The following is a 16,342-nucleotide window of genomic DNA, read 5'->3' as shown; positions in this document are numbered from 1 at the left end:
GAAATGGAAACTCTAGATCTTTTGCTGCAGGGCCTGCTGATCGCAGCCCAGCCATCAAACCTGCTGTTCGCGCTTTTGGGTGTGCTTCTGGGCACTGCCGTGGGCGTCTTGCCCGGCATTGGCCCGGCGCTCACCGTGGCGCTGCTTCTGCCCGTCACCTATAGGCTCGATCCCGCCGGTTCCCTGATCATGTTTGCCGGCATCTATTATGGCGGCATGTATGGCGGTTCGACCACATCCATCCTGCTCAATACGCCCGGCGAAAGCGCATCGATCGTGACCGCGCTCGAGGGCAACAAGATGGCCCGCAAGGGGCGCGGTGGGCCCGCATTGGCGACAGCTGCCATCGGTTCTTTCGTTGCGGGACTGATCGCCACTTTCGGGCTGGCGTTTATCGCTCCGTGGGTCGTCAAACTGGCCTTGATGTTCGGTCCGGCCGAATATTTCGCGTTGATGATGCTCGCCTTCATGACTGTGTCCGCCGCCTTTGGCTCGTCCGCTTTGCGCGGGCTGACGGCTTTGGCTCTCGGCCTTGCCATCGGGCTGATCGGCATCGATCTGCAGACGGGACAGGCACGCCTTGCCTTTGGGGTGCCGGACTTGCTTGATGGGATCGAAGTCACGACCATCGCGGTGGCCATGTTCGCCATCGGTGAGGCATTTTTCGTCGCCTCGCGTGGACTGAAGGGCCAAGAGGAGATCGTGCCCGTCAAGGGCAGCGTCTGGATGAACAAGCAAGACTGGGCGCGCTCATGGAAGCCCTGGTTGCGCGGCACGGCCCTCGGATTTCCGATTGGGGCGATGCCGGCCGGGGGCGCCGAGATCGGCACATTCCTGTCCTATACGACCGAACGACAGCTCACCAAGCATCCAGAAGAGTTCGGCCATGGCGCCATCGAGGGTGTCGCCGGGCCGGAGGCTGCCAACAATGCGTCGGCTGCCGGTACGCTCGTGCCGCTTCTGACCCTTGGACTGCCGACGACGGCCACCGCTGCCATCATGCTGGCCGGGTTCCAGCAGTTCGGCCTGCAGCCCGGTCCGCTCCTGTTCGTGAACAACCCAACCCTGGTCTGGGGCCTCATCGCCAGCCTGCTGATCGCCAATCTGATGCTTCTGGTGCTCAACCTGCCCCTGATCGGCATGTGGGTGAAACTGCTCTCGATCCCGCGCCACTGGCTCTATGCGGGTATCGTGATGTTCGCGACGCTCGGCACGATTGGTGCAAATCCTTCGATTTTCGAACTCGGTGTGCTCCTCGCATTCGGTCTGCTGGCATTCGTCATGCGTGTGCTCGATTTTCCCATTGCCCCGGTGGTCATCGGCCTCATCCTTGGACCCATGGCCGAGCAGCAACTGCGACGGGCCCTTGCCATCAGCCAGGGCGATGTCTCGGTTCTCGTTACCTCGCCCATTGCCGCGGGTTTGCTGCTGCTCGCCGTTGCCGCGGTTGTCGTTCCTCTCGTCATGCGGGCGCGCGGCAAGGGCAAAATCCTCAACGAACTGGCAGCGAACGACGACTGATGAACATCTCTTTCAAAACCTCTCTATTCGCCGCAGCCCTGTCCTGTCTGGTCCTCCTGCCCGGTGCTGTAGCCGGGCAGGAGTCCGACCAGGCCGGGAACCTACGAGCCGAGCAGCCGACGGTCATTGCGCGCGTGGGCGATGTCGAGATCACCGGCGTCGATATCGCCGTGATCGCCGAAAAATCTCTCGACCGCCTCGCGCAGATGTCGGCGGAAGAGCGGGCCGACTATCTGATGCAGACCGCCATCGACCTCAACCTCATGGCACTGGCCGCGCAGGATCTGGGACTTGACGACAATGAAGTCTTTCAGCGCCGGTTGGCTTTCGAGCAGACACGGTTGCTGCAGGAGCTTTTCATCCAGCATGTGGTGAGCGGAGCGACCGATGAGACGGCTTTGCAGGGCGCCTACGAAACGTACGTCGCCGGCTACCGGCCGGTCGCAGAGCGCAGTTTTGGCCACATCCTGGCCGAAACCCAGGAGGCAGCAGACCAGATCCTGGCGCGGCTGGAAGCCGGAGAGGATTTTGAAACTGTCGCCCGGGAAATGTCCGCCGATCCCTCCGCGCAGGTTTCGGCCGATCTCGGCTTCATGGCGGAAGGCGAGATGATCGCCCCGCTCAGCGACGCCGGTTTCGCCCTTGGCTCGGTGGGCGATATCACATCGCCCATAGCCACTCAGTTCGGATGGCATATCCTCAAATTCGAGGACGAGCGGACGAGCGCGCCGGACAGTTTTGAGGACAAGCGGTCCGAGCTTGGCTCGACGCTGGTTGAAGCGGCATTGGCGTCCGAACTTGCCGCCTTGGGAGAAAAATACGGCACCGTCATTCTCGAGAGCGACACCGGGGCCGACCCGGCCGACTGATACGATCCCGCAACGGTGAATGAACGCACGTTCCGAGGCGCTCGGAGCGTGCGTTTTCTATTGGGCATCCGGCGCGGCGGGCAGGGTGATCGCGGCAAGGAGTCCCGTGCCATTGCGCCCGTTGCCGATGGTCAGGGCACCCCCGAACAGGGCGGCGATCTCATCGACGATGGCAAGGCCAAGGCCAGAGCCTTGGCCGCTGCTGCGGCCGCGCAGGAAGCGTTTGCGAACGTCGCCCTGCAGATGCAGGGGAATGCCGGCGCCTGTGTCTTCCACGCAAAGCCGCGCCAGGCCGCCTGACTCGATGACGCTGACCGTAACGGAGGCGCCCTTGCCGGCATATTTGAGCGCGTTGTCGATAAGGTTGCGCAGCATCTCGCCCAGAAGGATTTCGTCCCCGAGCACATGAACCGTCTGGTCCCCTTCATAGCCGAGGTCGATGTCGACGCTGCAGGCCAGCGGGATCAGGTCGGCCACGAGCTCGCGTGCCACGAGCGTCAGGTTTACACGGTCTGCTTCCCGCGTCTGCGATACGGCCTCGTCCACCCGCGCCAGAAGCATAAGCTGGGCAAGAACACGTTCGGCATGGACAACGGCCTCGTCACCATCATCCAGCGCCGCCTTGGCCTGCTGGCTGCTGGTCGCGCGCCGCGCCAGCGCCAGTTGCGTGCGGATAATCGCCAACGGCGTGCGCAGCTGATGGCTGGCATTGCCGGTAAAATGGCGCAGGGCATCGATCGATGTGCCAAGCCGATCCATGAAATTGTTGATGGTGTCGACCAGGCCGCGCACCTCGGTGGGCACCTCGTCGTCGATGCGACCCAACTCGGACGGGCTGCGCTGTGCAATGGATTCGCTCAGGCGGTACAGCGGACGGATGGAGAGGCTGACGGAGATCAGTGCGATGGCAATTGCCGCCGCGATCAGCAGCGCCAGCCGGATGGCCGAATTGACGATGATGCTGTCCGAGAGCAGCCCGCGCGAAAGCGTCGTCTCAGCCACGGTCACTTCAAAGGGAATAGCCGCGAGGCCTGACGATCCGGCGCGTCGCAACATGGCGATGCGAACCGCGGTGCCCCTGAATTCACCATCCATGAATTCGATTTCTTCGACCACATTGGGGCCGGAATCGGGGATGCGCGGCAGGTCGGCATAGCCGGTAATGAAATTGCCCGGCGGGCCTTCCACGCGATAGAACACATTGTCCTGCGCAGTCGAGGTCAGCATTTCGAGTGCAGCATAGGGGATGTCGACGTCCAGCGTGCCGTTTTCGGTCACCACGACGCGTTCGGCGATAGCCAGGGCCGAGCCGGCCAGGACGCGGTCGGACACGCTGGTGGAAATGGTCGCTGCCTCCTGGCGCGAATTGAGCAGGCCGATCAGCCCGATCAGCGCCAGCGGGACCAGAAGAGACACCAGCAGGCGGCCACGAAGCGATTGAGGGATCAGTCTCACGCCGAGGCCTTGCTCAAATAATAGCCGATGCCGCGCGCCGTATTGATGGTCACATCGTAGGGAATGAGCTTGCGCCGCAAACGCGAGACATATTGCTCCACCGCATTGGGCGTCAGGTCGTCGTCGAATGCGCTGAGGGATTCGATAATGACGTGTTTGTGGACGACTTTGCCGGAGCGCGAGAACAGCAGCTCCAGCACCGACAGTTCCCGCGCCGGCACGTCGACAATCCCCTGTTCGCTGGTCAGGGTGCGGGCGTTGAGATCGAAGGTGAGCGCGCCAAAACTCACCAGCGGGCTGCGTGCTCCGCTCTTGCGCCGGATCAGGGCCCGCACCCGGGCTTCGAGCTCGCCGACATCGAAGGGCTTGGTAAGATAGTCGTCCGCACCCAGATCGAGCCCGCGGATGCGGTCGGCCGGTGCATCCTTGGCGGTGAGAATGAGAACTGCCGAATCCAGTTTTCGGTCTCGGATGCTGCGCAGCACCGACAGCCCATCCAGTTCGGGCAGGTTCAGATCAAGAATGACGACATCGAAGGCTTCCGTGCTTACGACTGCTTCGGCCGAAAGCCCGTCATGCACGCAGTCAACGGCATAGCCGCTCTGCTTGAGCAACCGCTCGATGCCACTGGCGAGGGTCAGATTATCTTCGACCACCAGAATGCGCATGGTCCCACCCCCCAGAAGGCTGATTGTAGTCTTTTTTTACTTGTAGCAGACTGATTTGCATGCGCGCCATTATACTCCTGACCATGTTTTTCCTCACTGCCGCTGGCGGCGCGACGGCTGCGGGGGTGAAATTCTATCCCGCGCTCGACGGCAATGCCGACGCGAGGGTGCTGCTGATCTACTCATCGCTGGATCTGCCGACCGCAGACCCCATGCTATCCTCGTTTCAGCGGCGTTTTCCCGGTATCGCCGTGCAGTACGAAGAGTTCCTGACCAGCGAGATCCATGACCGGGTGGTGCGCGAAACCGACGCGGGCGAGGTGACTGCCGACGTCGTTTTTTCCTCGGCAATGGATTTGCAGATCAAGCTCGCCAACGACGGCTATGCGCAGCAATCCAACCTGCCATTGAGCGATAGCTGGCCGCGCTGGGCGAACTGGCGGAACACCGCCTATGCGCTGACCTACGAGCCCGTCGTCTTCGTCTACCACAAGCCCTCGTTCGCAAACATGGCGCCGCCGTCCACCCGCGGCGAGCTCGAGCAGTGGCTGATACGCAACAAGGACACCATCCAGGGCAAGGTCGGCACCTACGACATCGAAACGGCCGGCCTGGGCTTCCTTTTTTTCTCCCGGGATCAGGAACAGTATCGCGACATCTGGGAACTGATGGCAGCCATGGGCGCCGCCGGTGCCAGGTTGCATTCCACCACTTCCGAAATTCTCGATCGCGTGGCCGATGGCCGCTACATATTCGGCTACAATCTTGTGGGCACCTACGCCGCCGAATGGGCGGTTCGCGAGCCCAATATCGGCGTGGTGCTGCCCGAGGATTACACGATCATCATGTCGCGGATCGGCCTTGTGCCCAAGGCCAGCGCCGCGCCCGATCTGGGCGGCCTGTTCCTCGACTACTTCATGTCCCAGGAGGGACAGACGGTCATGGCCCGCGAACTGCACATCGCTGCGCTCAATCCGAGCGTCGAGGATGGCAATACCGCGGACGCCATGCGCACGGCCCTGTCGGGCCAGCTGCGGCCCGTGCCAGTCAGCCCCGGCCTCCTGGTCTATCTCGATCAGGTCAAGCGAGCCCGACTGATCGACCGCTGGCGATCCGCATTCGATGTATCGGTCTTGCGCAATGAGACACCGGTCGAAGCCGACGACCTTTATGTCGACGGCGACCTGTGGCCACAGAGCTGGCAGTAGGGTGAACCAACTCGAACGGGACGGCATCTGACGATGTCTGTCGCCAGATGCCGTTTTTGGAAGTTCCGAGCTTATCCGCTACTCGGCTTCCACCAGCGCCGTTTTGCGCCAGCGGGCAATTCTGGGCAGGATCATCGGCAGCAACAGGGCGCCCACGGCCATAGCCCAGAGCACAATTGCGATTGGGCTGGACCAGATGATCAGGGGGTCGCCGCCGGAGATGGACAAGGCCCGGCGCAGGCTCTGCTCCAGGATTTTGCCCAGCACCAGCCCGAGGATCAGTGGTGCCATCGGGACGCCTGAACGCCTGAGGATGTAGGCGACCACCCCTATGCCCACCATCAGGACGAGGTCGAACGTCGCGGACTTGCCCGAGTAGACGCCGATGGCGCTGACCACCACGATGAAGGGCACCAGCACCCAGGCCGGAACCGAAAGCATCTTGGCGAAAAAGCCGACCAGCGGGATGTTCAGCGCCAGAAGCATAACATTGCCGATGAACAGGGAAGCAATCAGCCCCCAGACCAGATCCGGCTGGCTGTTGAACAGGGCGGGGCCCGGCGTCAGATTGTAAAGCGTCAACACGCCCAGCATGATGGCCGTCGTGCCCGAGCTGGGAATGCCAAGGGTCAGCATGGGAATGAAGTTGCTGTTCGAGGCGCTGTTGTTGGCGGCCTCGACGCTTGCAAGTCCGCGCAGATCACCGTCGCCGAACTTGCTTCCGGCGCTGTCGCTTCGTTCGACGACCCGTTTCTCGGTCGTATAGGCGAGTGCTGAGGCCACCGTTCCACCGGCGCCGGGCAGGATACCGACGAAAAAGCCGATGACCGAGCCGCGGATCGCCGACATGGCGACAAACAGCGCCTCGGCCCGATTAAAGAGCGGCCGCCCCAATTGCTTGACCGGCTGGGACGTGCCGCTCCGCATGCCTTCGAGCATGATCAGCAGCTCACTGATGGCAAAGAGCCCGATCACCACGGTCGCGAATTGCACGCCATCCACCAAGTTGGCCGACCCGAAGGTGTAGCGGTAGACGCCCGAATTCGCGTCGATGCCGATCGTGGAAATGCCCAGGCCGATGGCGATGGCAAGCAGGGCCTTGACCGGCTTGTCGGTGAGAAGCCCGGTCAGGCAAGCAAATGCGAAGACCATCAGGGCGACATATTCCACGGGTCCGAAGGCAAGCGCCCAGCGCGCCAGAAGCGGCGCGGCGATGACGATGCCGAGGGTGGCAATGGCCGAACCAACGAATGACGTCCCTGCCGAAAGGGAAAGTGCGATGCCCGCCTTGCCCTGGCGTGCCAGCGGATAGCCCTCGATGGCGGTCATGACCGCGGAAGCTTCTCCCGGCACGTTGATCAGGATGGCGCTGATGCGTCCGCCATATTCGGAGCCGATATAGATGGCAGCCATCAGAATGAGGGATGATTCAGGGGGCAGGCCCAGCGCGAACACCACGGGGACCAGCATGGCCACCGCATTGACCGGCCCGAGGCCCGGCAGAACGCCCACCATTGTGCCCACGATCGATCCGAGCGCGGCCAGCAGCAGGTTGAGGGGGCTGAATGCGACGCCAAATCCATTCGAGAGATAGCCCAGGGTATCCATCAGATGATCCCTCCGAGAATGCCTGCAGGCAGCACGACGGAAAGCGCGCGGTCGAACAGGAGGTAGCCAAAAACTCCAAGCGCTGCGCCCGTCAGCAGCCCTTGCCACCAGCGAGCCCCGAAAATCATGGCGATGGGCACCATGAGCAGTGTGGTGGAGACGATGTAGCCGAGCGGCTGGAACAGGACGGCGTATGCAAGAAGGGATAGGCCGAGAAGCAGCAGGGCCCGGCCAACGCCGGGTCCTGCCTTTTCGATCGCACCGCCGCCCTTGATCACGAGGACCAGTCCGCAGATCGCTATCAGCCCTGCTGCGAAAAGCGGAAAGGCCTTGGGCCCGACAGGCTCATAGACGAACGGTGCATCAAGTCCGTAGCCGTAGGCGATCATGATTGCCGCCAGGGAGAGAGCGGCAATCCCGAGAGTACGATCGTTTGTCATGTCGATGCCTACTGCGTGACGAGTTCGAACTCGGTCGCAAGCGCCTTGTAATACTCGACCTGTTCCTTGACGAAGGCATCCGTATCTTCACCGACCAATGGCAACATGAAGAGGTTGCGCTGGGTCAGGGCATCCTGGTAGCCGGACCATTCCATGGTCTGAGTGAATGCGTCGACCCACCACTGGTAATCTGCATCGCTGACATCGGGGCCAACGTAAAAGCCACGCGCGATCGGCCAGCGAATGTCGAAACCTTGTTCCGCGGCAGTGGGAACCTCGGAGAGTTTGCCGGGCAGGCGGCTCTCGTTGAGGACGGCGAGCAGCTTGAGCGGCGCACCGCCGTCGATGGCCGCCTGGCTGTCGCCGACGTCGTTCATGCAGACATCCACGTGACCGCCCTGAAGCGCCGTAGCGCAGTCGCCACCACCTTCAAACGCAACAAAGCGCATGGCCTTGTAATCAATGCCGGCGGCCCGAGCCAGCATGGCGGCTTTCATCCAGTCCTGGCTGCCGATTGTGCCGCCAGCGCCGATGATCACCGATGTCGGGTCCGCCTTGATCGCGTCGACCAGAGCCGGCAGCGAGTCGTATTCGCCGTCCTGCTGAACCACGACGGCCCCGAAGTCGGCGCCGACAACGGCGACCCAGCGAACGTCGGCTTCGGTATATTCACCAAACTTGCCCTGCGCGATATTCAGGAGCGACCCGGCCGAGAAAGCGACGATCGTGCCGGCCTCGGCGCGCCGCTGCCCGACGATCGTGTTGTATGCCACCGCGCCGATGCCGCCGGGCATATAGGATACACGCATCTGGGTGTTCAGCGCGCCGGATTCGGCCAGCGACGACTGCGCCAGCTTGCAGGTGATGTCGAAGCCGCCGCCGGGCTGCGCCGGTGCGATGCATTCTGGATTTGCAGGCTCTGCAAAGGCCGGCAGAGGCGCGGCAGCGATGCTGCCCATAACCGCGCAAGCTGCCACGGCACGTAGAGTGCTCTTCATGATTGTCTCCTCCGAGATTTTTGGTTCGGGTCCTCCAACCCGCACCGCATGGATAGCTGATGCTAGCTTTCAACCGGCTTTCAGCGCTCTATGGGGAGCCTGATCGTCGCGGAAAGCCCCGATCGATCCTCGCGATTGGCCAGCTTGATCGTTCCGCCACAGGCGCGCAGGGCGGTCTGTGCGATGGCCAGCCCAAGGCCGCTACCGGTCCGCCCGTTGCGCGCGGCACTACCTCGCCGAAATCTGATGCCGGCATTGGCGAGTTCGCCCTCGGCCATGCCGGGCCCCTCATCCAGAATTTGAAGAACGGCCTCATCCTCCGTGCATGTCAGACGGGCATCGATGACTGATGCGCGCGGGGCATAGTTGATGGCATTGTCCAGAAGGTTGGATACGGCTTCTTCCAGAAGGGCGCGATTCGCGCGAACCCATACCGGCTGTCCTGGATCGTGAAATTCGCACTCCATCCGCCGGGCCCGCAGCTTCGGCCAAAGGCCCCGGATGACCTCGGCAACCGTTTCGGCGAATTCCAGGCTGTGCTGGGGATAGATATCGGTCCCTTCGGAGGCTTGCGTTCGTGCCAGCGTCAGCAATTGCGTCGTCGTCCGCGTGGAGCGGTCGAGAACGTCCATCGACGAGCGCAGCGTCTCGTGGATCGTATCGACGTCACGATCATGCAAAGCCAGATCGATCTGCGTTCGCAGCACCGCCATGGGTGTGCGCAGCTGATGGGATGCATCGTCCAGGAAGCGACGCTGGAGATCGGCCAGCTCCTGGCGCCGGTTCATCAGCCTGTTCACTGCTTCCACGAGCGGGCGAACTTCAGCCGGAAGCTTCTGTCCAGCAATGGGTTTCAGGTCATCCGATGCCCGGCGATCAATTTCGTCGCGCAGTCGGCGCAGCGGCCGCAACGCCATGAACACACCAAGCGTCAGCAGCCCCACAAGGGCCGCCACGACCATGACGTCTCGCAGAATTGCCCTCTCGATCAGCGTGTTCTGGAAGGCGTTGCGGGAAGACTTGGTCTCGGCGACCTGTATCGTGATGCTCGTTCCGGCTGGCTCGGTTGGATCAAGCGGCCTGCGCAATGCGCCGATGCGAATGGTTTCACCGAAATATTCACCGTCGTGAAAGCGTATCTCTCCAGGTGACAGATCCAGCGTCGGAGGCAAGAGAACGTCGCCGATCTGCACCAGGCCGTCGTCCGTGGAGACGTTGAAATAGACCCGTCCCTGGGCAGTAAGCTGGAAAAACGAGAACAGATTGTATGGCAACTCCACCCCCACGCCGCCGCTTTCGGTGGAGATATTGGCGTCAATCGCTCTGACGGCACCGGCCAAGGACCGGTCATAAGCGCTATCGGAAAGCTCGACGATCGTTGTCGCGCTCATCCACAGACTGGTACCCATGGTCAGCATCACCGCGGGCAGGATCCACAGCGCCAGCGTAAGGGCCAGTCTTCGGCCTTTTTGGGCGTGAGCAGCACCCTCGCTCACGTCGGATTGGACTCCAGGACATACCCAAGCCCGCGCAAGGTCCTGATGACGACCCGGCTGCCGATTTTCTTGCGCAGCCGATGGGCTATCACCTCGATCGCCTCGAGATGGATGTCGGCATCGTAGTCGAACATTCGATCCATGATCTTTTGCTTCGACATTGGCTCACCCGCATGTTGGAGCAGGATGCGGAGCAATGTGTGCTCTCGCGGCGTCAGTTCGAGTGGCTCTCCGGCCAGGGTGAAACGCTGCTCCGCCGGGTGATACGTGAGCTCCCCCAGGGAAAAAGTGCCGCTGTTCCGGCCGTGAGAACGTCGCACGAGGGCAGTCAGCCGCGCTTCGAGCTCTTCGATGGCAAATGGCTTGCCGAGGAAGTCGTCGGCACCGGCATGCAGGCTGTCTATCCGCTCTGTGAGGGAATCCTTTGCCGTAAGGATCAAGGTCGGCGTGGTGTCATTTCTCTGGCGCATCCGCTCCAGCACCGTCCGACCGTCGATTTCTGGAAGGCCGAGATCGAGCACGACAACGTCGAAGCCGTCATTCTGCAATTGGCGATCCGCCGACAAACCGTTGTCTGCCCAGTCGATGACGAAGCCATATCGCTTGGTCAGGGCGCGAGCAGTCCACTCCGCCAGCTCGCTGTCATCCTCCACGAACAGGACACGCATCGCTCTTTACCCTTCCTGCACAGCTTAGCAGCGCAATCGATAATTCTGATATCAATGCTCGTGCCACTGTAGTTGCAGATTGCGGTGCGGTGTAAGCGGGCTTGTAGGAGTCCGCCATAATCTACTATCCGACTGCGAAAAAAGCTCAACGTTTTCAACGGTCGCTATCGGCAGGCATTCAGTATTCGTGAAATTTATCCGCGATAATCAGTGAAATCGCTCCGTGATAATCCGTAACGGAACACCAGCATAATCTCTGAAATTCCTCCGCGATAATCCGTCATCTTCCACCGGCACAATCAGTGAAATTCGGAATCCAGGCACAAAAAAACCCGGCTCGAGGCCGGGTTTTCCACGCGATGGCGACGGAGTACTAGTCGAGGCGGTCCCTCTGGTACACGTAGGCGCCGGCCGGGAACGTTGGGTCGTGCCCTATCCCACGTCGCCGAAGACTGGCCAGCTTGCTTTTGGAGGTGACGCCATCGATACGGGCCAAATCCCTAAGGCTGACGTAGCGGCTCTTGAAAGCGTCATAGACGCCGCGCTCGACGACGCGCTGCGGGCGTTTCTTCGAAGGGTGCATTTCCAAGGTCGTCGGCAGCCGTGTGTCGAGGAGCTCCGACAACGCCGCATGGGCTATCCCGAAATCTTCGATGATGTCGTTAGGGACGACACCTTCGAAAGTTTTCCGGATCATGGGGCCGATCTCGTCGGGGTCGACAAGCAGGGCCGGGTAACCGCGTCGACCGGCTAGAACGCCCACGCGTGAGAGTCGTCTGTCCAAAATGAGATTGGCCACCTCGGCGTGGGTGCACGACAAGCGCCGGCGCGCCTCGACCACGCCGGTCATCCCCTCCGGCACGGCATCGTAAACGACGGCCTTTTCCACGAGACAGTCGAGGAACCGCTCTAGGTCTTCGACGTCGTAGAGGGGGTAGCCGGTATCAACGTCGACGACCGGAGCCAGTATTCCGGCTTCAACGAAGGGGAAGAAGATCGACCGGTCGCAGTCGATACGCTCTCTGGCTTCCTGGGCGGTGATGCCGCGACCCAGACGCCGAAGCAGATCCTCGTTCGGCGCCGCTGGAAACAGCATGAGGTTTTCGGGGACCTCGGGTCGGTCTTCGATCACGCCGGCCTGGACGAGCTGGTTCCTCAGCACCTTCGCATGCACGCCGTGTTCGATGGCGGCGCTGGTAACCGAATGCATCTTCCGCTCGGCCGCCGGCCGTCCGAGGATCTTCCTGCCCTTGGCGATGGCGTAGTTGGAGGCGATGAAGTCGCGGGCCAACTCCAGCAACGGAGAGAGCTCGGGGTCCCGCGTCTCCTCGAGCCAGTCGTGCAAAATACCCCAATCGATATGTGGGCCGTCCCGCGGATCCCGGCTATCCTTGTCCTTGAGCGTTGAAAGGAACGGCAGGATGCCGTCCGGTCCTCGGCTGGCGATAGCGTATCCTTCCCCGCCGCCCAGATGCCACCGGTCCTCGCCGATCCCCTTCAGCAGCGGCCGCGGGCCAAACTTCGCGACCGACCCGATGACCTCGCAGAAGCGCGCTGCCACGCTGTAACCCAGACCATCGAGGTAGGCCGATCCTTGGGAATAGAACCGCTCGCTAAGGTAAAGCTCCAGGCCGTTAGCCCTTGCCGGTGCTGCAGCTGCATCCAGTTCTCCCAGGTTTCCGAGGAACGGTCTGAGCGCTCCGGCGAAGTCGTATTGGTGATCGCCGCGCCGAGCGTCGACCGCGGAAAGCGCTACCCCGTGTCTGACGCATGTCCTGATCTGCGAGCAAAGCCAGTGCGGCCGTCCGTATACGTGGTGCTCAGGGTGACGCGCACCCGCGGTGACGGCTGCTGCGATGTCTTCGCACAGGCACCTCGCGCAGAAGCGGACGCTTCGCGCGGATCGAGATTGCTGGGTGAGGCGCTGGCCCCGGAACGAGAGCGAACCGTCCGACGCATATCTGAATGCCGAAAGCGCGACGGTATCGGGGTCGTTGCCGGAGATCTCCGCCATCCTGGCGATGGCGTCGTCCTCGCCGAGCGCGACCTTGCGAAGCGTCGTCCCCATGTCCTTGCAGAAATCCTCCGTGCTCGGCTGGTGGTTCATCGAAGCGAGTTGGCCGGCGAAACTCGCCAAGGTCTGGTCGCTACGGATCGGCGCGGTGATGCGCAGCCTGCTTACCATGGAGTGTCCTTCCTGCGGCGCCGGCGAGGTCGTTTCGGCTCCACGAAATCCCGGTCCCGGTGGAGAACGGTGTCGATGCCGGACCAGTCGTCGGCGGTGAACGGATTGTTGTCGGCGTCGCAACCGCTGATGTCCGAATAGGCGTCGGCGAAATGTTCGATGGCGAGCCGGTCGGCTGATTCCAGGAGGGCGACGCGGATCGCCTCCAAAACCAGATCCAAGGTCCACCCGATCTGCCGCGTGCCCGCATGGATCAGCCGAGGCATAAAGTCCTCCAGCGAGCTGTCGATCCCCAGGTCGACCTCGCGTGCATAGCGGGCGATCATCCGGCGCAGGTGTGCGGTATCGGCGTCCGCCGTCAGCTCCGGCGACTCAACGACGAGGAAACGCCTCCGAAACTCCCGTGTCTCGAACAAAGCCGCCAGCTCTGGGGTGCCGCTGAGGATCAACAGCGGTCGGTGCTCGTGCGCCATCCACCTCTTGAGGCTCGCGCGGAGGATCGTCATCGTGTTGGGGCCGCCGTTGGCGAGGTCGTGTGCCTCGTCGATCCACAGGCCAAGGATATCGAGGTCCGCCGAGATCTTGCGGGCTTCGTCCCAGATGTCGCTCAGGCGGCTCGCCGAGTCCATGTTAGCCTTCGGACCCGTAGGCGGAACCGTCCGCTGCTGGGGATACATGCTCCTGAGGACGGCCAGGCCGAGCGACTTGTTGGTGACGGGCGACGGAACGTCGATGCCGATGAAGTTGCTGTCATCTCCTGCGAAGTCATGCACCCGCGGGTGGGCGGCCAGAAAGCGACTCATCATCCTGGTCTTTCCGGCGCCGGACGGAGCCATGAGCAGAAGACCTGCCCAACGCCGTATAGGATTCGGGGAATCCCGCTCCTTCAGCAGCCGTTCGAAATTGCGGGCGAGGACGGCGTCGCGACCGGACGCCACGTAGAGCGAACGAAGCGCCAGTAACTTGGCATCCACCTCGTCCTCGAACGCAGCCCCGTCGTCGTCTGCGACGTCAATGCCATGCTCCCCGTCAAGCGCCTGCGGATCCCAGTCGTCGAGCTCGATGTCCCGTTCGTCACTCATGATCCCATGCTCCATGTCGTACCCGTGCCCTTGCGGGATCGCGCCCTGCGAACCGGCTTCGCGACCGGCTTGGATTCGGCCACCCCGTTCGAGGCGCCGCTATCCGGTCCGTTGTAGGGTTCCACGGCGACGCCCAGCTCGCCGCCCTTGAACGGCTGGTCTTCCTCGGCATGCTGGTACTTCCCGAAGATCTGCCGTTCCGCCCGCTCGATCATCTCGGCGGTGATGATTTCGGGCGGCGTGTCCGCACGACTGCGGGCATGTTCCTGGATCTGCGTCATGGCTTGCTTCGCCAGCCGGCGTGCTCCACGCCTCTTGGCGGCGTTATCGTTGGCGAGGTCTTTCTGGGGGGCGCATGCTGCCTTCCAATCCAACCACCTCACGCCCCGCATGTCGGGATCGGTGCACGGCGCCTCGTACCACGTATCGCCGATGCGGACGGAAATCGCGCCCAGGTCTTCAGTGTCACCGGCGATTTCGAGCGGACCGTGGCCGTGCAGGTAATGGTAGTCGATCAGCGGGTTGGTGTAGCTCAGACCTGCGAAGGGGACACCGTACCGCGTGACCGGCCTGGTGGAGTGACGGCCGTAGCTGACCCGTTTCCGGTTGGGATCGGGCAGGGCGTTGACGCCGTAATCATCGATCAGGCGCTCCCACTCGTCTGCCGGCGTCCGGCCGTCCAGTTCCTGGTGGGGGGTCTGCTGATAAACGCCCACCACGCCGATCGCCAACATCTTCCAAAGTTCGTCGATCGTCAGAGAGGCGCGGCCCTCTGGCCGATACCTGCGGCGATCGACGACGTTTGAGCCCGTGCGCGCGTCGATGAAAGAGTAGATGTACGAGCCGAAAGTCCTGAAAATCCGCTCTCCGACGCCGCGATGGGAGGGTCGGCCGGCCTCGGCGATGACGATCGGCACCCCCAGGTTTGCCAGTAGCGTTCGCGACTCGTCGGAAATGTTGGGGGCTCCTTGGTCGAGGACGACGGCGCCGATGCCACCGTGTTGGTGCCAACTGAGCTTGCCTCTCAATTCCGGTGGCAGGTAGTTGGTCTTGTCCTCGCCGATCATGCGGAACGTCGCCACGGTCTCATCGCCGTTCCCGGCTCGGTAGATTCGCATGCCCACGATGCAGCGTGTCGCCACGCAGATCGCGACGCCGATGACCATGCGGACGCGCTTGACGAGCTTCTTCTCATCGTCGGTCAGGAAGACCCATGCTCCGCTTTCCGTAAGGAGCGTGATCGCGTCGACGATGCTTTCGTCGTATTCGACTCTATCGAGCGGCCCCAGGGTATCGGGCTTGCCGCGGACCGCCGGGTACAGTTGCACCGCCACGTCCACTCCGCGCCTGCCGATTTCCCTGTGGAACGGGTCGAGCTTGCTGCGCGCTGCCCGGATGGTTTTGATGTCGGGAACTCTCAGCAGTTCGGCGTCGAAGAACGAATTCTCGGCCTCGGCTTGCGCCCTGCGCAGGATCGTCTTCTCGTTCCGTTCCTCGATTTCGTCTTGGATATCGTCGTGGATGCTCCTGTCGGTCGCCGACGGGTTTGAGATGGATTGCGCGAGGTGGACCGCGATGATCGCGACGACTTCGGGCTGGAGTTTCGCCTCTCTGTTGCCGGACCGGTGGCGACCGTCCCGCAAGGCGGCGAAGCCACGGGCGAGGTAGTCTCGTCTCTTCTTTAGCAGGGCGGTGGCGGAGATGTCGTAGACGACGAAGGGCCGTCCCCCGGGAGATTTTTCCCCCAACTGCCGCGTCCGCAACTTCTGCAACGCCGACTGCCCCATCTCGCCGTCGAGAAGCGCCTGGACCAGAGTGGGGTCCAGCGTCGTCTCGCCGGCCCGCCGACGGCGTTCAAGGTCGATGACAAGGTCTTCGAGCCAACGCATGCGTCGGATCTGCTCGCTGGGGATGTCGCTGATGAACTCCACGCCGGCGATGTCGCGGATCTTGGGCGCGTTGGGGCCGTGCAACCCCTTCTCGTGTTTGAACCCGATCTGGGTGCGGATGACATCCCACGCCTGGTGGTCGTGGAAGGCGCGGACCGCGGGTCGGGCGGTTTCGTAGAGAAGCTGCCCGTCACGATCGCTCCTTGCGACTCGATACTCGACGCCCTCGATCACCAGGCCATCATGGACGTCCAG

At 62.5% G+C, this 16,342-nt stretch carries 13 protein-coding genes; 3 read left to right on the top strand and 10 right to left on the bottom strand.

Going from position 1 to position 16,342, the window contains the following annotated elements; translation table 11 throughout:
* Positions 1-3: 3 nt before the first annotated feature.
* On the top strand, positions 4-1,521 hold the full coding sequence (locus tag CCK88_RS07990; RefSeq protein WP_086469925.1) for a tripartite tricarboxylate transporter permease: 1,518 nt from the start codon (positions 4-6) through the stop codon (positions 1,519-1,521).
* A complete protein-coding gene (locus CCK88_RS07985; RefSeq protein ID WP_086469924.1) occupies positions 1,521-2,390 on the top strand; it encodes a peptidylprolyl isomerase in 870 nt (289 codons plus the stop codon). The genes CCK88_RS07990 and CCK88_RS07985 overlap by 1 nt, the downstream gene beginning before the upstream one ends.
* A gap of 57 nt (positions 2,391-2,447) precedes the next feature.
* On the opposite strand, the gene CCK88_RS07980 is transcribed toward CCK88_RS07985, so the two are convergent.
* Together CCK88_RS07980 and CCK88_RS07975 are read right to left on the bottom strand one after the other, a co-directional pair.
* Entirely contained in the window at positions 2,448-3,845 is a 1,398-nt protein-coding gene (locus tag CCK88_RS07980; protein WP_086469923.1) for a sensor histidine kinase, read from the bottom strand.
* Complete coding sequence (locus CCK88_RS07975) at positions 3,842-4,513, bottom strand: response regulator transcription factor (RefSeq protein WP_086469922.1); 672 nt, start codon at positions 4,511-4,513, stop codon at positions 3,842-3,844. The genes CCK88_RS07980 and CCK88_RS07975 overlap by 4 nt, the downstream gene beginning before the upstream one ends.
* 59 nt (positions 4,514-4,572) lie before the next feature.
* Here CCK88_RS07975 and CCK88_RS07970 point away from each other — a divergent pair, with 59 nt between their 5' ends.
* The gene (locus CCK88_RS07970) at positions 4,573-5,721 is read left to right on the top strand and encodes an ABC transporter substrate-binding protein (protein WP_086469921.1); all 1,149 of its coding nucleotides are present in this window, start codon (positions 4,573-4,575) and stop codon (positions 5,719-5,721) included.
* Positions 5,722-5,799: 78 nt separating this feature from the next.
* Here CCK88_RS07970 and CCK88_RS07965 read toward each other — a convergent pair whose 3' ends face one another.
* From CCK88_RS07965 to CCK88_RS07930, 8 genes are all read right to left on the bottom strand, one after another.
* Positions 5,800-7,329 (bottom strand): tripartite tricarboxylate transporter permease, encoded by a 1,530-nt coding sequence (locus tag CCK88_RS07965; protein WP_086469920.1) that lies wholly within the window; start codon positions 7,327-7,329, stop codon positions 5,800-5,802.
* On the bottom strand, positions 7,329-7,769 hold the full coding sequence (locus CCK88_RS07960) for a tripartite tricarboxylate transporter TctB family protein (protein ID WP_086469919.1): 441 nt from the start codon (positions 7,767-7,769) through the stop codon (positions 7,329-7,331). The genes CCK88_RS07965 and CCK88_RS07960 overlap by 1 nt, the downstream gene beginning before the upstream one ends.
* Before the next feature lie 8 nt (positions 7,770-7,777).
* Positions 7,778-8,767 carry a Bug family tripartite tricarboxylate transporter substrate binding protein gene (locus CCK88_RS07955; RefSeq protein WP_086469918.1) on the bottom strand — a complete coding sequence of 330 codons (990 nt, stop codon included), beginning with the start codon at positions 8,765-8,767 and terminating at the stop codon, positions 7,778-7,780.
* 80 nt (positions 8,768-8,847) lie between these two features.
* The gene (locus CCK88_RS07950) at positions 8,848-10,263 is read right to left on the bottom strand and encodes a sensor histidine kinase (RefSeq protein ID WP_086469917.1); all 1,416 of its coding nucleotides are present in this window, start codon (positions 10,261-10,263) and stop codon (positions 8,848-8,850) included.
* Positions 10,260-10,931: a response regulator gene (locus CCK88_RS07945; RefSeq protein WP_086469916.1), complete on the bottom strand. Its 672-nt coding sequence runs from the start codon at positions 10,929-10,931 to the stop codon at positions 10,260-10,262. Before CCK88_RS07945 ends, CCK88_RS07950 begins: the two co-directional genes overlap by 4 nt.
* Before the next feature lie 373 nt (positions 10,932-11,304).
* Positions 11,305-13,116, bottom strand: a complete 1,812-nt coding sequence (locus CCK88_RS07940) for a TniQ family protein (protein ID WP_086469915.1) — start codon at positions 13,114-13,116, stop codon at positions 11,305-11,307.
* Positions 13,110-14,198 carry an ATP-binding protein gene (locus tag CCK88_RS07935; RefSeq protein WP_170926393.1) on the bottom strand — a complete coding sequence of 363 codons (1,089 nt, stop codon included), beginning with the start codon at positions 14,196-14,198 and terminating at the stop codon, positions 13,110-13,112. Before CCK88_RS07935 ends, CCK88_RS07940 begins: the two co-directional genes overlap by 7 nt.
* Positions 14,195-16,321 (bottom strand): transposase family protein, encoded by a 2,127-nt coding sequence (locus tag CCK88_RS07930; protein WP_140048924.1) that lies wholly within the window; start codon positions 16,319-16,321, stop codon positions 14,195-14,197. The genes CCK88_RS07935 and CCK88_RS07930 overlap by 4 nt, the downstream gene beginning before the upstream one ends.
* Positions 16,322-16,342: the final 21 nt, after the last annotated feature.

The sequence above is a fragment of the Devosia lucknowensis genome (genome assembly GCF_900177655.1).
GTDB classification, from domain to species: Bacteria; Pseudomonadota; Alphaproteobacteria; order Rhizobiales; family Devosiaceae; genus Devosia; species Devosia lucknowensis.
This window is presented reverse-complemented; position numbering and strand designations above follow the sequence as displayed.

Bases quoted from the DNA above. Each gene is read 5' to 3' on its own strand.
- CCK88_RS07945 (WP_086469916.1), bottom strand. From the start codon at position 10,931: ATGCGTGTCCTGTTCGTGGAGGATGACAGCGAGCTGGCGGAGTGGACT.
- CCK88_RS07940 (WP_086469915.1), bottom strand. From the start codon at position 13,116: ATGGTAAGCAGGCTGCGCATCACCGCGCCGATCCGTAGCGACCAGACC.
- CCK88_RS07960 (WP_086469919.1), bottom strand. From the start codon at position 7,769: ATGACAAACGATCGTACTCTCGGGATTGCCGCTCTCTCCCTGGCGGCA.
- CCK88_RS07965 (WP_086469920.1), bottom strand. From the start codon at position 7,329: ATGGATACCCTGGGCTATCTCTCGAATGGATTTGGCGTCGCATTCAGC.
- CCK88_RS07970 (WP_086469921.1), top strand. From the start codon at position 4,573: ATGCGCGCCATTATACTCCTGACCATGTTTTTCCTCACTGCCGCTGGC.
- CCK88_RS07935 (WP_170926393.1), bottom strand. From the start codon at position 14,198: ATGAGTGACGAACGGGACATCGAGCTCGACGACTGGGATCCGCAGGCG.
- CCK88_RS07975 (WP_086469922.1), bottom strand. From the start codon at position 4,513: ATGCGCATTCTGGTGGTCGAAGATAATCTGACCCTCGCCAGTGGCATC.
- CCK88_RS07990 (WP_086469925.1), top strand. From the start codon at position 4: ATGGAAACTCTAGATCTTTTGCTGCAGGGCCTGCTGATCGCAGCCCAG.
- CCK88_RS07985 (WP_086469924.1), top strand. From the start codon at position 1,521: ATGAACATCTCTTTCAAAACCTCTCTATTCGCCGCAGCCCTGTCCTGT.
- CCK88_RS07955 (WP_086469918.1), bottom strand. From the start codon at position 8,767: ATGAAGAGCACTCTACGTGCCGTGGCAGCTTGCGCGGTTATGGGCAGC.